The 14,493-nt window shown below is 40.5% G+C and carries 17 protein-coding genes and 1 tRNA gene; 7 read left to right on the top strand and 11 right to left on the bottom strand.

Annotated elements, in window-relative coordinates; all coding sequences use genetic code 11:
- Positions 1–119 precede the first annotated feature (119 nt).
- Positions 120–593: a DinB family protein gene (locus ACXZ1K_RS08805; RefSeq protein ID WP_458973013.1), complete on the bottom strand. Its 474-nt coding sequence runs from the start codon at positions 591–593 to the stop codon at positions 120–122.
- A gap of 163 nt (positions 594–756) precedes the next feature.
- On the bottom strand, positions 757–906 hold the full coding sequence (locus ACXZ1K_RS08800) for a sterol desaturase family protein (RefSeq protein ID WP_458973246.1): 150 nt from the start codon (positions 904–906) through the stop codon (positions 757–759).
- Between the two features lie 135 nt (positions 907–1,041).
- Between ACXZ1K_RS08800 and ACXZ1K_RS08795 the strand changes: the two genes are divergently transcribed.
- Positions 1,042–1,689 carry a hypothetical protein gene (locus ACXZ1K_RS08795; protein ID WP_458973012.1) on the top strand — a complete coding sequence of 216 codons (648 nt, stop codon included), beginning with the start codon at positions 1,042–1,044 and terminating at the stop codon, positions 1,687–1,689.
- A gap of 176 nt (positions 1,690–1,865) precedes the next feature.
- Here ACXZ1K_RS08795 and ACXZ1K_RS08790 read toward each other — a convergent pair whose 3' ends face one another.
- The gene (locus ACXZ1K_RS08790) at positions 1,866–2,288 is read right to left on the bottom strand and encodes a hypothetical protein (RefSeq protein ID WP_458973011.1); all 423 of its coding nucleotides are present in this window, start codon (positions 2,286–2,288) and stop codon (positions 1,866–1,868) included.
- 268 nt (positions 2,289–2,556) lie between these two features.
- Here ACXZ1K_RS08790 and ACXZ1K_RS08785 point away from each other — a divergent pair, with 268 nt between their 5' ends.
- From ACXZ1K_RS08785 to ACXZ1K_RS08760, 6 genes are all read left to right on the top strand, one after another.
- A complete protein-coding gene (locus ACXZ1K_RS08785; RefSeq protein ID WP_458973010.1) occupies positions 2,557–2,817 on the top strand; it encodes a hypothetical protein in 261 nt (86 codons plus the stop codon).
- Positions 2,818–3,175: 358 nt separating this feature from the next.
- A complete protein-coding gene (locus ACXZ1K_RS08780; protein ID WP_458973009.1) occupies positions 3,176–4,741 on the top strand; it encodes a hypothetical protein in 1,566 nt (521 codons plus the stop codon).
- 29 nt (positions 4,742–4,770) lie between these two features.
- The gene (locus tag ACXZ1K_RS08775; RefSeq protein ID WP_458973008.1) at positions 4,771–5,706 is read left to right on the top strand and encodes a hypothetical protein; all 936 of its coding nucleotides are present in this window, start codon (positions 4,771–4,773) and stop codon (positions 5,704–5,706) included.
- A gap of 306 nt (positions 5,707–6,012) precedes the next feature.
- On the top strand, positions 6,013–6,336 hold the full coding sequence (locus tag ACXZ1K_RS08770; protein ID WP_458973007.1) for a recombinase family protein: 324 nt from the start codon (positions 6,013–6,015) through the stop codon (positions 6,334–6,336).
- Positions 6,327–6,857: a recombinase family protein gene (locus tag ACXZ1K_RS08765; RefSeq protein WP_458973006.1), complete on the top strand. Its 531-nt coding sequence runs from the start codon at positions 6,327–6,329 to the stop codon at positions 6,855–6,857. Before ACXZ1K_RS08770 ends, ACXZ1K_RS08765 begins: the two co-directional genes overlap by 10 nt.
- Before the next feature lie 8 nt (positions 6,858–6,865).
- A complete protein-coding gene (locus ACXZ1K_RS08760) occupies positions 6,866–7,213 on the top strand; it encodes a recombinase zinc ribbon domain-containing protein (RefSeq protein ID WP_458973005.1) in 348 nt (115 codons plus the stop codon).
- A gap of 321 nt (positions 7,214–7,534) precedes the next feature.
- On the opposite strand, the gene ACXZ1K_RS08755 is transcribed toward ACXZ1K_RS08760, so the two are convergent.
- The 8 genes from ACXZ1K_RS08755 to ACXZ1K_RS08720 all read right to left on the bottom strand — a co-directional run bounded on the left by ACXZ1K_RS08755 (position 7,535) and on the right by ACXZ1K_RS08720 (position 14,492).
- A tRNA-Leu gene (locus ACXZ1K_RS08755) sits at positions 7,535–7,614 on the bottom strand.
- A gap of 43 nt (positions 7,615–7,657) precedes the next feature.
- A complete protein-coding gene (locus ACXZ1K_RS08750) occupies positions 7,658–7,957 on the bottom strand; it encodes a DUF3817 domain-containing protein (RefSeq protein ID WP_458973004.1) in 300 nt (99 codons plus the stop codon).
- A 198-nt stretch (positions 7,958–8,155) separates the two neighbouring features.
- Positions 8,156–8,674: a Fe-S protein assembly co-chaperone HscB gene (gene hscB, locus ACXZ1K_RS08745; protein ID WP_458973003.1), complete on the bottom strand. Its 519-nt coding sequence runs from the start codon at positions 8,672–8,674 to the stop codon at positions 8,156–8,158.
- A gap of 2 nt (positions 8,675–8,676) precedes the next feature.
- Entirely contained in the window at positions 8,677–10,008 is a 1,332-nt protein-coding gene (gene rseP / locus ACXZ1K_RS08740; RefSeq protein WP_458973002.1) for an RIP metalloprotease RseP, read from the bottom strand.
- A gap of 29 nt (positions 10,009–10,037) precedes the next feature.
- Entirely contained in the window at positions 10,038–11,198 is a 1,161-nt protein-coding gene (locus ACXZ1K_RS08735) for a 1-deoxy-D-xylulose-5-phosphate reductoisomerase (RefSeq protein WP_458973001.1), read from the bottom strand.
- Positions 11,195–12,694, bottom strand: coding sequence for a GH3 auxin-responsive promoter family protein (locus tag ACXZ1K_RS08730; RefSeq protein WP_458973000.1), 1,500 nt, complete (start codon positions 12,692–12,694; stop codon positions 11,195–11,197). The genes ACXZ1K_RS08735 and ACXZ1K_RS08730 overlap by 4 nt, the downstream gene beginning before the upstream one ends.
- Before the next feature lie 5 nt (positions 12,695–12,699).
- Positions 12,700–13,527: a hypothetical protein gene (locus ACXZ1K_RS08725; RefSeq protein ID WP_458972999.1), complete on the bottom strand. Its 828-nt coding sequence runs from the start codon at positions 13,525–13,527 to the stop codon at positions 12,700–12,702.
- Positions 13,524–14,492 carry a glycosyltransferase family 2 protein gene (locus ACXZ1K_RS08720; RefSeq protein WP_458972998.1) on the bottom strand — a complete coding sequence of 323 codons (969 nt, stop codon included), beginning with the start codon at positions 14,490–14,492 and terminating at the stop codon, positions 13,524–13,526. The genes ACXZ1K_RS08725 and ACXZ1K_RS08720 overlap by 4 nt, the downstream gene beginning before the upstream one ends.
- Position 14,493 lies beyond the last annotated feature (1 nt).

Raw genomic sequence — 14,493 nt, 5'->3', positions numbered from 1 at the left:
TCCAGCTTTTTCATCGACTGGTAAAGCTGTAATTGGTAAATTACTGGTATGAATTGGTATCTGACAGAGATGCCATCTGGCCGATCATGACATTTTTTCAATAAGTAATTCAAAGTACTTCATTCTCGGAGTAGCAGCTTCAAATACGTGAAAATCTTTCCACTATGCTCCGCTTCATGATAGTTCGCGGCTTGTAATGCCTGGAAATGATTTTTCACTTGAAACCCGATGGGCAACTCGAATGCTTCATAGTTAACAAATAATCCAGATTCCAAATCTAATTCAAGGCGGTTTACCGTGTCAATCAATAAATGTCTCACCTCATTAACATCTGGAATAGTTTTCCAGGAACCTGGAGAGGAACCGATTTTGAAGGACTCCACGAATTCGTTAGATATATACATCGGTAACCCGCTACGCATGTACATGTGACGCTGCTGAGAAGTGATACAATGACCAATTTGCCAAATTATATTGTTGTTAAAACCTTCTGGAATTTTAAATAATGTCTCGTAATCACATGTTTCCATTAATTGAGATAGCCTTGTCCTGCTAGCTCTTAAAATTTCACATTCGAAATGTACATTAATCATTTAAGTTGGTTTAGTCCTTAGCAATGGAAGATGCTGTAATATTTTCTAATGTAACCTTTTCACATTAATGTTCGAACTTTTTTTCATTTCAGAAATCTACGCAAAAGAAGTTAATATCAATAAAGAGACTAAAACAAGATGAATCGGACGATTTGAAAACCGATTATAAAAATCGCTGATTTTGAATCCTGTCGTATTCTTTAACGTAATTTGGATTTTCGGTACCCATCAACCTATCCCAGAACCGAAAGTATAAACCATAATTTCCCTTAAATTTACTATGATGCAGATTGTGGTGGATGGAGGTGTTGATCCATGGGAATAAGATCGAGCTCCTAAACCATCCAATGATCTAACTATTTCAAACAACGTCAACCTCTTTATAAAAATTGTAGCAAAGAAATAACAGTGTTTATCATATATTTGGCTCAACCAAACAAACATAAACATGAAAAAAATCTTATTTACGCTCTCGATCGTAATGATCGCTCTTTTTGCAAATGCACAGTTTGAAGGCTCCAAACAGGTATTTGAAAGTCCAAAACTTAAAGCAGAAAAGGCTAACCACAAACTAATTGCAATCTTACCATTCGCAACAAAAATATCTTACAAAAAGATGCCGAAAAACTTCAACGTGGAAGCCAATAGGGATCAGGAGAAGACCATGTCGAAATCCATTCAGGCAAGCATGTATACCTTTTTGCTTAGGAAGGCAAGCAACTATACTGTTGAATTTCAGGATGTCGAAAAAACAAACGTTCTGTTAAAAAAAGCCGGCATTGCTGATAAGATGGATGAAATGACAAAAGATGAAATTGCAAAAATCTTAGGAGTAGATGCCGTTCTTGGCGGTTCTTTTGAGACCGAACAAACTAAAAGTGAAGCGGGCGCTATTGCCTCTGCAATAGTTTTCGGAGGTTTTGGCGGCAAAACTGGTACAGGTACTTTGACGCTTACTATAAATAGTGGCCAATCTGGCGACCTACTTTGGCGTTTTTTCAAAACAATGAACGACAACATTACCACCTCTACAGACGATTTAGTGGAGCATATGATGCGGAAAGTTTCGCGTAACTTCCCTTATGCAAAAAACTAAAAACAGCCGATAATGACTTATATTCCACTTACGCTATTTGCCGGAACTTAATTTCACCTTTGTAAAAACAGAGGTGTCTAGCCCTTCCCTAGACACCTCTATCAATCACCTAATCCCACCGAATTTCTTAAACTCACAAGAAAATCACCACCAAAACTACAATTCCACCAACTCCTTTAGTGAAAAGGTTTCTGTAAAATATTCTTCATCGGTGTATTTACCGTAACACAGGTAAAACCATCGCCATTAGCATTTATAGAAATGATGTGTGTATCCAGATTACTTTCGGGGAGCTCAAATGATTCCAGCTCCTCCGGTGACAACTCTACGTATGCCCAAGTGATGTAACTGGAAAATATTTGATTTACGATGTCCTTATCGGCGGGGATGCTGGAGTAATAATTTACAGGTGCATCCCAATAAGTATTGGTGTAAAAAGAAGCACCGCCCTCAAAGTCTTTCAAAGCATGCAGCCTTTTTTTCATTTTAGCGAACGAGTAAGGAGTAACATGTTGTATCGCAAATGTGCAGTTGTCGATCTCGCTCTTGGTGCTGACTTTGATGATAATGTACTCTGTGCGTTTGTTGGATTTCCTCATACTATTCCTCCAAAATATTGGAGCATTTTACATATCAATTTTGTTTAGGCAAACTTATGTTTCCTGGAAAAACCCGAAAACCAATTCTTATTAACGATGGGTTTCCTGGGTGTAAAAACCTACCCACAACTGGAATTCGAGTGGCAAAGTGAAGACAAGCCAAACATCAAACCTGATTTCATGATCAAAAAGCCAAATGGATATGTAGACATTATCGAATTTAAACTACCGGATCTAAAGGGCAACGCAACCGTAGGCAAGATCAACCGTGAAACGTTTTCCTCAGAAATCAACCCCTATATTTCCCCATACACTTATCTACCGGACTTATTTCCTCGATCCAAATAACCGAACCTGGGCAAAAGAAACCTATGACATCCAGGTACACTATCCAAAACGCATACTTGTAGTGGGAAGAAGATCCGACTTCAATACTGACGTTTGGTTAGTTATCATAAACGATTATAAAGACATAGAAATCATGACCTTCGATGACCTCATCAACGGCGTGACCGCCCGTTATATTTAAGTCAATTAATTATCAAGTACCAACCCTTAAAACAACCTCAAACAAAAAGAAATGTAAGTGACATCTTTTGATGGCTGCCTTTGACATCGTCTAATGGCGCGATTTAGCCGCTGATTTGTATCACCAAGCCCGTTTTTTCATCTGAGAATAAGGGATATCTGAGACATCATGCTTCGTTTTTCTCCTCAAAATATTTTCATGTTGATTTGTGGATTGCCGTTATAATGTTCTTCATCCCGGATCATTTCCCGGGAGGGCAGTAGGAGTGCTCGTCAGAAAATACCTATAAAGGGGTATTGCGTGTATAGGCCTGCGCCATTTAATTTGTTCTCCATATATTATTCAAAAAATTCACCACATGAAAAAAGCGCTAGCGGGAATAATCTCAGTAGTTTTTGGGGCTGGCAGTTTGACAGCCGCATTCTGCCAGACAGATGACAGCCACAACTCGTACAATATCAACGCGACATATCGTCTCCCCATTGAAAGAAACGGTTTGACCGAATCCTCTTTCAAAATAGTGGCCAGCATCAAGGTAGACCGGTGGGAGAAGATCGCAAACCTTATTTTGAATGTCAGAAGTACACAGAGCACCCCATTGAACCCGGACCCGAGTTATTTGCAAAGCTATAATTATAATGGGACAGTTTACGGCAACCAGCATGTAGGTACAGATGCTTTCACGCCTGTCTACGCAAGCAACATTTTTTATGAGGTAAACATATCCGATGGAAAGCATCGATGGGTACAAGTGGTGGACGGGCGTTCCAATGTTTTTGGCCCTGTTGACAAGAACTTGAAGGCAGCAGAAGTTTCCGTATATGTCAAAATCGCGAAGATTAATTTTTTCAATGGAACCAATTTCATTGAAAGTAAGATCAAAGCCTTCATCAATGCGGCGACCACCAAAATAGCGCCTTCAAATGACGGTGTCGTCCGCAATACGACAGCCGTGGACGATATCATGACAGCAACTTCGTCTACATCTCCCCGGCCCAGTTCAAACACTCAGGTTGCAGGAGCTGGCAAAATTTCCACAGAAACTGAAAATGGGATCATGCGGAAACCGGCAACAGCTGAACCAGCAACTAAAACATGGACCCAGGAACAAAAAGACAATTATACAGCAGCGGCTAATGCATCATTTCAGTCCAAACAAAACGCCGTAAATAATGCTGGCACAACCAACAACGGCCTTAGTGCAGCAGTAAATACAGTTAGCAGCATTTTTGCTGCGCAGCAAATAGAAAATGCTAGAGAACGGCAGCAAGCCTACCAGGCGAAGGTGCAGGCTCAAAAAGAAGAACGCGAAAGGGCGGAGCAGGCAGCTAATGAGGCATTGATAACTCAGCAACGCAAAGAGCGGCTGATGGAAGCAAGAACCAACCTGATCGAAAAATTTGGGAATGGAAAAATGCCTTTGTCATCTACCAAAACGTCCGGAGATGAGGTGTATTTCTTTAGTTTTAGCATTGTTCCTTTATCCTCCGGCAGGGAAACCGCGTTAATGAACCTGTCTGAAGTTTTTCCTGTCGCTAAGCTCGGTGATGGCACTTGGCAATTTACGGATATCTTGCTTGACAAGATAGCCAAGTTCAACAAAGGACGAACACCATCCATTTCTGGTTTCTATAACACTCAAAAGGAGGCTGAAGACAGACTTTCGGAATTTAAGGAAAGTGTTAAAAATGCGGAAATTGAAGTTGCAGGAGTAATTGATTACAAAGGCAGAAGGGCCTTAGGAAAGAATAGCGATGCCGATTTTTGGGGCAATGGCAAGGAACCTACGCAAACGGCGCCAACTGTTGATAAAGCAGCCGTTAGCGCCGCGGATTTCTGGGAAAATCCGGTAAAAGCCCCTGCAGAAAAGCCAGGAAAAAAGCCGAGTCCGGTAAAAAAAGACAAGCTGAAATCAAAAAAGTAAAATCTAAACAACAACAACAACAACAATAAATGAAAAGAATTTATTTCATGGTCCTGATATGGGTACTGTTTGGCGGTTCAGTTCAGGCACAAAATACAATGGCGAGATTAAAATATGAAGACGCTGAAGAAGCCTATTCCAAAAGTGATTATGCACTGGCGCTTTCTAAACTGAATGAAGCGGAAGGACTGTTAAAAGCGACCAATCCTAAAATCCTTTACCTAAGGATCATGGCCCAGTACAAAATTGTAGAACAGGATGCGATGAACGACTATAGTTTATTAGAGAATACCAGAAACCTGATCGCGCGGTATCTGAAAAACTACGAGACTTTGCCTGCCAATGAGGAGAAGTTTCGGGATGTTTACAGGTTATCGGATAAGCTGACTCAATATCCGGCCACCCGTGATGCTTTTGATAAGAAAAAAAACGAAGCTATAAAGTTAGCTGCGGATGCCGACCAGGAGCGGGAGCAGAAGCAAAGTGACTATGATAATGAATTTGACGGGTTTATATACTGGCCAAGATTTGAGCTTGGCCTAACGGCGGAACAGGTGGCCCAAAAATATCCTGATTTCAAGAAAGTTAATAAATTGACTAATGAATATGGCGATATTATTGCTAAAAAAGCCGGTGCTTTTTACGGCACTGTAGCCGGGTTTTATATTAAGAACAATATAACCTGGGGTTATTATGGAACGCTATTCAGGGATGGGAGCTTTTATGATGATGCAAATTTTTCCAAAGCAGCAGAAGAATCAACACCTATCCTGAAAAATTTAACCAATCGTTTTGGTTTCGGGCCAGAAAAAACGGTGACAGGCAGTTCACCTAATATTGTCGAAGTCTATACCTGGAAGAAAAACAAAAAGTCTGTAATACTCAGCATAGGTAAATCAACCTACAACGGAGCAAACACGTCTGTGCTGTATGTATCATCTTTTGACGAGCGTTATCTTCGATAGTCTTCAACCTCGCAGTACCACCTTAACCTCTTTCATGACAAACAGCACATTTTCAATCGTTTCGATATCTGTTAAGGGATTTTTTTCTACGGCGGTGATGTCCGCATAATAACTGGGTTCCAAGACCGATTTTACCCTCGCCCGCTAAAAGTACGCCAGGGTGCATGGTGGCCGATTGCAGTACCTGGATGTGCTCATCCCTGCAGCTAGGTAAGATCGGTAATTGCTTGCTGCGACTTGCCCGCGATTTCTGAGCGGGTCATAAAAATACATGTCTTATCCAAAGGCACTCTTTAATTTTTATTTATGGCATTGGCACACTTCTACATCAGGGTAAGTACTGATGAACAGGCAGACAAAGGGTTTTCCCAGCGCGATCAGGAAGAGCGGCTTCGAAACTACTGCAAAACCCACAACGTTAACATCGGCAAAGTAATTTTCGAGGACTATTCTGCCAAGACCTTTCTTCGGCCGGAATGGACAAAACTGATCCAGGAACCAAGAAGAACGAAAGGCAAAAATTGTGACTACATCATGTTTACCAAATGGGACAGGTTTACGCGCAACACCATGGACGAATACAGAGTCATTAACCAACTGTGGGGTTTGGCATCATACCCATGGCGATAGAACAGCCATTGGACCTAACCATCCCAGAACAGAAACTCATGCTCGACGTGTACTTCTCCATGCCGGAAGTAGAAAATGACCGGCGGGGACTCAACGTAAAATACCGTTTGCGCCCTGGGCGCAAAGAAGGGCGATTGATGGGGATGGCTTTACCTAGCTATAAAAACCGGACAAGAGAATATGGTTCCAAGTACATTGCTTTAAATCAGCCGGAGGCGGATCACATGAAATGGTGTTTTGAAACCATTGCTAGAGATATTCATCCTACTGAACGCATCTGGTCAATAGCTAAAGAAAAAGGCATGAAATGCAGCCGTATGAGCTTTTGGGGCGCTATACTTAATCCCATATACTGCGGAAAGATTCTCGTGCCTAAAATGGGTAATGAAGAGGCGCAGATTGTCAAAGCATTGCATGAACCATTAGTAAATGATGTTTTATTCAATGAAGTTCAGGACGTACTAGATGGAAGAAAGGAAAACCAGTTCATTAAACTGACAACCCCAAACAACTGCCGTTAAGAAGTTTCATGATCTGCCCGAAATGCGGGCTAACGTTAACTGGTAGCGGATCAAAAGGACGGAGCCAGTATTATATTTACTACCACTGTAAAACGCCTTGTCAGATCACATACAAAGTAGAGGAGGTAAATGAATATTTCCTGTCCGTGCTAAGACAATATATTCCAAGACCAGGAATGGCAGCACTGTTCCGGAATGTCGTTTGCGACACGTATAACAATTCATCTCGAACCTTCCAAACGGAACGTAAACAATACATCCAGGAAATCACCGATCAGAACAACAGGCTGACTAAATCACGCGAGCTCCTTCTTAAAGATATCATTGACGGCGATGAATATAAAACCTCAAAGTAAAGACAGAAAAGACGATTAGTAAGCTGGAAGCAAAAATAAATGAGATCAATGAAAAAATAGCCCAAGACCTGGACGTATTCAGCATAGTATATCAAGCCATTAAAAACTTGAAAAACATCGTTGAACTATATAAAAACGCCGATATGGAGGGTAAGCAGTTTATCATTGGTTCGATCTTTCCGAAAAAATTCGTTTTTAACGAACAAATAGATCGAACCGCAGAGACCAACACTGCATTCGCTCTTATGTACCAGATAAACAACAAGTTAGAAAAGAAAAAAGCCGTAGTTAAGTCTAAAATTAGAACTAACTACGGCCAAGTACCCAGTGCCGGAGTCGAACCGGCACGGTTTCCCACAGGTGTTTGAGACCAGCGCGTCTACCAATTCCGCCAACTGGGCATTGCTATTAAGCGGGTTGCAAATGTATTAATTGGATTAGTAATTACCAAGATTTATTTGAACTTTCTTCTTTCAATTTTTTATCTACCCAAAACGGTGCAAATGGAAGCAATGATGCCCCTCCTATAATAACAACCTTTTTGAAATTCCATTTGTATTCCATCCAGGCCATTATCAAGAACATGATGTACAGCACAAATAACAAACCATGCGCCCAGCCAGTATATTTTACAGCCAGTGGAATGCCAGCCCAATATTTTAAAGGCATGGCTACAAATACCAGCAATACGTAAGATATACCTTCTGCAACAGCTATTTTTCTAAAATTTGTTAATGTACTCATGTAATTAATTAGTAAGATAATAGGCTAGCTGGCCGATGGCTTTGCCAAATTCGTATACGGATAAAACGGATATCAGTATCAGCGCTATAGTGATATACTTATTTTCCAGAAGATGTGTGCATTTTTCCATGACTTTAGTATTGAGTGTATGACAAGTTAGAAATAACTTCTGACTAATACCAATAAAAAGTCAAATATTTATTTGCTTAATGCACCAATTCTCAATAAATACTTACTCCGATAATAAAGGTCTTTGACAGCTAAAAGTGTTTTATTTCGCTCGTCCTCATTCTGCTGATCAAAGTCGGCCGTCAATATCTTAATGTCATCAAGGATACTCTTTTCAATCACTGAAATCTGTGATTTAAGTGCGGCCAACTTATCTGCATCGGGCTCAAACTGCAAATCCATTAATGCTTCGTTCACCTCCATCATCTCCATCAAAAAGTCTTGGGGAAGTACATAGTGCTCGCCTTCAACTATCTGTCCGCTTAGCTCCAACACATATTGCAGCCTTTTTTGCGGATCGCTCAATATCTGATAAGCTTTGTTGTTAATGGTACTCATTTCCAGTACTTCAGCCTGCTTTTCTTCGCTCTCGTTGATAAAAAAATCAGGGTGATACTTTTTACTGAGCTCGTAAAACTTTTGCTTAACGTACTGTGTATCCGGATTAAAACTAACCGGCAAGCCATAAAAGGAAAAATAATCAGTCATTTCTACTTATGGAGAAAGGCTTTAAAAATATCGTTACCCAGTACAAAGACCATTAGCGACAGCAACATCACAAACCCAACAATCTGGGCGCGCTCCATAAACTTATCACCAAGTGGTTTACCTTTTATCATCTCTATGAAAAGGAACACCACGTGCCCGCCATCTAACGCAGGTATCGGCAACAGGTTCATAAATGCCAATGCAATCGAAATAAAGCCAGTAGAAGCCCAGAAACGTGACCAGATCCACTCGCCGCCGAATACTTTACGTGCTATCTCCACAGGGCCTGAAAATGCCTTGGTTGCCTTCACTTTTCCTGTAAGCACTTTCAAAATTCCCTTTCCATTATCACTGAATACTTTCCAGGCTTGGTTTGCACCGATTGGAAGCGATTCCAGGAAACCGTATTTTATGGTTTCTTGTCTGATTTCCTTGAAATTGAATTTAATTCCAATTGTTCCTGCTGTATCCACAGGTACGTTCAAAGCAACCTGCTCAGTTCCTCTCAACAGACCCAAACTAATGGTTTGATTTTTATGCTTAACCAATTCTTCTTTGGCATCCATATCGTTGCTGATCGGAACGTTGTTGATGGATACAATACGGTCGCCTCGTTTAACTCCGGCCTTGTAAGCCGCGCGGGAAGCGGGAACGCTATCAACAGTGGTACTGATCAGCGGCACCCTGCTAATAAACTCTTCCAGACCAAGATCGGAGATTTTGTTCAAAATGTTTTCAGGAACCTTGATATCCATCGCCTTACCATTACGCATAATGGTTAAAGTAGTGTTGTCCAGCAGGACTTTAGTACTGATCAGTTCATCGAATGTGATGACCTTCTTGCCGTTTACAGCAACTACCTTATCTCCTCTTTTTAAACCTATTTCTTTTCCGATGATACCCGGATTAATACCTAAAACTGTGCTGTTTGGAATAATGGTATCGCCGTACTTATAGGTAAGCATCCAGAAAATGAAAATGCCGACTACAATGTTTACAAACACACCGCCAACCATTACAATTAAACGTTGCCATGCGGGTTTAGACCTGAACTCCCATGGTTGTGGCGGAAGCGCCATTTGCTCAGTATCCATTGATTCATCGATCATACCTGAAATCTTCACATAGCCACCTAAAGGCAACCATCCAATACCATATTCACAATCTCCTCTTTTAAAACTAAATAACTTTACTCCACCGGCGTCAAAGAACAGGTAAAATTTTTCTACTTTTATTCCAAAGGCCCGTGCCGCTAAAAAGTGTCCTAATTCGTGTAAAATAACCAGTATCGATAATCCCAGAAGTAACTGGGCCGCCATAATCAGTCCGCTCATATATATTTTTAAAAATTTCTAATTTGATTCTACTTTAATTGTTTTGTTACCAGATGGTGGGCAAATATACGTGTATGTTCATCTGTTTCTAAATAATTGTTAAGCCCCGGATGTTCGATGAACTCCACTTCCTGCATACATCTTTCTATCACATCACTCATTTCTAAAAAGCCAATTTGATCTTTCAAAAATGCATTAACAACCACTTCATTTGCAGCGTTAACGATGCAAGCCATATTGCCGCCTCTTCTCAACGCCTGATAAGCCAGCTCTAGATTTCTAAAAGTTTTGCCATCTGCCTTAGAAAAAGTCAGCTCGGGATAATCCATGAAATTGAAACGTTCAAAATCACTGCTTATTCTGGCCGGATAAGCAAAAGCATAATGTATGGGTAGCTTCATATCTGGAAGACCCATCTGTGCTTTCATAGAACCATCGTTAAATTGAACCAGCGAATGCACAATGGATTGATGGTGTACGATGACATCAATCTGATCAGCTTCCAGTCCGAAAAGCCATTTAGCCTCTATTACTTCAAGCCCCTTATTCATTAAAGATGCTGAGTCTATCGTAATTTTAGCGCCCATCACCCAGTTGGGATGTTTCAATGCTTCAGCTTTTGTTATCCCAGCAAGAAATTCTCTGTCCTTGCCTCTAAAAGGGCCACCTGATGCGGTGAGATAGATCTTTTCAATGGAATTGTAGTCTTCTCCAACCAAGCATTGAAATATGGCAGAATGTTCTGAATCTACAGGAATAATCTTTACGCCATGCTTTTGCGCCAAGCGTGTAATTAGATCACCTGCTACTACCAGCGTTTCTTTATTGGCCAACCCAATATCTTTACCTGCTTCTATAGCTGTTATGGTTGGTTTCAAACCAACCGAACCTACAACTGCCGTCAACACCAAATCTGCCGATGGCAAACCTGCGGCTTCGCAAAGGGCATCTACGCCGGCTGACACTTTAATCTTTGTATGCGCCAATGCATCCTTTACTTCGGAATACCGGCTCTCATCGCAAACCACAACTAACTCTGGCAGAAATTCTAAAGCCTGATTAATTAATAATGCGGTATTTGTTTGTCCGGTTATTGCCACAACCTTGTATAAATCGGGGTGTGCAGCAACAACAGAAAGCGCCTGTGTTCCAATGGAACCAGTTGAGCCTAAAATGGATATGTTCTTCAAATTGTAAAACCACTTAAATCGTTAGCAATCTTCCTGTCGTTAGACAGCCGGGGTACCTTGTTCTGTCCGCCTAATTTACCCTGTCCCCTCATATAGTCTACAAATGCATCTTTTTTCAAAGTCCGTATGATCAAGGGTTGTAATATTTTCCCCTCAATGAGGTCAAAATAGTAAATATTCTTCTTCTGCAATGCCTCATCTACTTTTTTACTGAAAGAAATGAGATCCGCAGGAGGATTAGAAAATTCTACAAACCATTCATGGTAAGGTAATTCCCCAATTGAGGTTTCTACTTGTGGCGCAACTGTAAATTCCGTAATACCTACGTTTTCCAGGTTTGCAACACTTAATAAGGCGTGTTCTACCTCTTCACCTATTACGTGTTCTCCAAAAGCAGAGATAAAATGTTTAATTCTTCCTGTTACAAGGATCTTATAAGGGTCTTTCGATACGAATTTAATGGTATCTCCTATGCTATATCCCCATAAACCTGCGCTGGTATTCAGGATCAATGCGTAATTGACATCCAATTCTATTTGCTCCAAACTTAAACGGGTTGGATTTTCATTATAGAATTCATCTGCAAGTATAAATTCGTAGAAGATCCCTGCTTTTACGAGCAGCAGGAGACTTTTATCTTGCTGACTATCTTGATACGCTATAAAACCTTCTGAAGCAGGGTAAGTTTCTATTGTGGCTATCTTCCTCCCTATGCTCTTCTCTATCTTTGCACGATAGGGTTCGTAATTGACACCGCCATATACAAAGAGGCTAAAGTTTTTAAAAATGTCTTTGATCTTTTTCCCATCACTCTTCTCCGTCAATTTGTCAAAATACATTTGCACCCAGGGTGGAATGCCAGAAATCAATCGCATGTCTTCCTGCCAGGTTTCCTCAACAATGGCATCTACCTTCTGCTCCCAGTCTTCGATACAATTGGTCTGGTAAGACGGCAATCGGTTCTTTTGCAGGTATGCAGGCACAAGATGGGCGACAATACCGGAAAGGCGACCGACATTAATGCCATTCTTTTTACTCAATACCGGACTTCCCTGCAAAAAGATCATTTTGCCATCTACAAAACTAGCATCGCCGGTTTCATGGATATAGGTAAGCAGTGCATTGCGGGCAGCTTTGATGTGCTCCGGCATGGATTCTTTAGAGATTGGAATGTATTTTACTCCTGATGTAGTTCCAGAGGTTTTGGCGAAATACTCTGGTTTGCCTTTCCATAAAACATCTTCCTCTCCTGCAACAACACGGTCAATATATGGCCTGAGATCCTCATAATCACTTACCGGCACCTGCTTTTTAAAGTCAGCATAATTTTTGATGCTGCCAAAGTTATGGTCCTTGCCAAAAGAAGTATGTGCGGCAGATTCAATGAGCATCTGCAGCGTTTCTTGTTGCGCTGCTATTGCATTCCCCTTCCATTTATTGATGCCTTTTAAAACGAAGGCAGCAAATGGCTTGCTCAATGCCGCTTTTAAACCCATAGTTTTTAAATCAGGTTATGGATGATATCAGGCTCGTTGTCGCCTGTATACTCCGTCATCATTTTTCTGTATGCAATCGTTAATGCAACGATGGACAGTGGTACAATGATAAAAGAACTCAAAATGTTTACAAAAAAAGCAATTATCGGCCATTGCATGTATCCAAGAAACCAATAGATCAGTTGGAAGCCACCCAGTACCAATAACAGCAGCAATATTTTCGTAAAATTACCTTTTGTAATGGCCAGGCTAAATTTGATGGAGCGAAAAGGGGTCTCATTCTTATCGATGATAAAGAAGGGAAAAAAGGAGATCCTAACAAATGTGATAAAAATAGCAACAATGGCCATTCCGACACATATATTGGTAACAATGGTACCGGCCGTGGTAAAATCATCTACCCAGCCTAAGCTCACCAATAGTTTCAATAGCGGATCCAATATCAGCAAAACAGGATAAAAAACAATCCCTACTACAACTATACAAAGCGAGAAATAGAAAGTTGCAATTAAGAACCTGATAATCTGCTGTCTTGTAGGAATGGTACTTACGATGCTCACATCATGCTCTTCATCATCCAACAAGTGAAAGATGTATCTGAATAAGGAAAGACTGATGGTAAAATAGATGATGATGAACATAGTGGCCATAATGATGCTCAAGCTCCTGCTTACATTATTTAAAAAGAAGGCCATCATATTCGATGCATTCGAAGTTAGGAACATCAAGAAACACAGCGTAGCAATGGAAAAATAATTCCTTTTAGTTACCTGCCAGGCTTTGCTCATTACCTCATTAACAGCAAACGTACTCTCTTTTAAAAATTCTATCATTGTTGTTTAAATACTACTCTTTTTATCAAATCCTGAATGAACCCTAACCCATAGGCACCCAATTGTATAAAAGAAGCAATTATACTCAAAAATGCAACTTTTAACGATTTATTGGTTTGCCAGGAGTGAAAAAATATCATTAAAAAATACAGGAGCACCAGTATATTGCAGATATATGCCAAAGGTGCATAAAAACAATTCATTAATAGCGTAAATAGAAAGGCACATACAAAAGCTGCAGGGAAAAAATGGATCAACTTCAACTGTGCTGGAAAATGCTTATAAATGTTAATTCTGGCCCTGCCAAAAAAATGTAATTGTTTATAGAATTGGTAAAAACTGGTACGCCGCTTATGGTAAACCTTCGCACCAGGTATTAAACCTATTTTGAAACCATTTTCATGGATTCGGATACTGTACTCTATATCTTCTCCAAGGCGGGTTAGTATAAATCCTCCGACTTTCTCATATACCTCGCGGGACACTCCCATATTAAAACTTCTGGGATGAAACTGTCCAATGTGTTTGGCATTACCTCTGATACCTCCGGTAGTAAAGGGTGAAGTCATGGCATAGCTGATGGCTTTTTGTACCGGAGTAAAACTCTGATGCGCAGCATCCGGACCCCCATAAGCATCTAAATGGTGCTCAAATAGGTAATTTCTTACAATCTCCAGGTAATCTTCTGGAATCAGGCAGTCTGAATCAAATATCACAAAGAAATCGCCCTTGGCCCGCTCAAATCCATAGTTACGTGCAAAGCCCTGACCAGCATTGGGCTTTACAAAATATTTAATATCTAACAGGTCTGCATATTTCTCTACCACAGATTTGGCGTCCAGCGTAGAGCCGTCTTCGATAACTAATACCTCAAATTGTAAATACGTTTGCTTTGTTAGACTGCTTAAAAGTTCATCTATTTCCTGAGGTCGGTTATAAAGGGGGATGATAATGGAAAAGAACATG

This window comes from Pedobacter jaeyakensis, assembly GCF_054461315.1.
The sequence above is the reverse complement of the archived record's forward strand: the minus strand, read 5'-3'. Positions and strand labels throughout refer to the sequence as shown.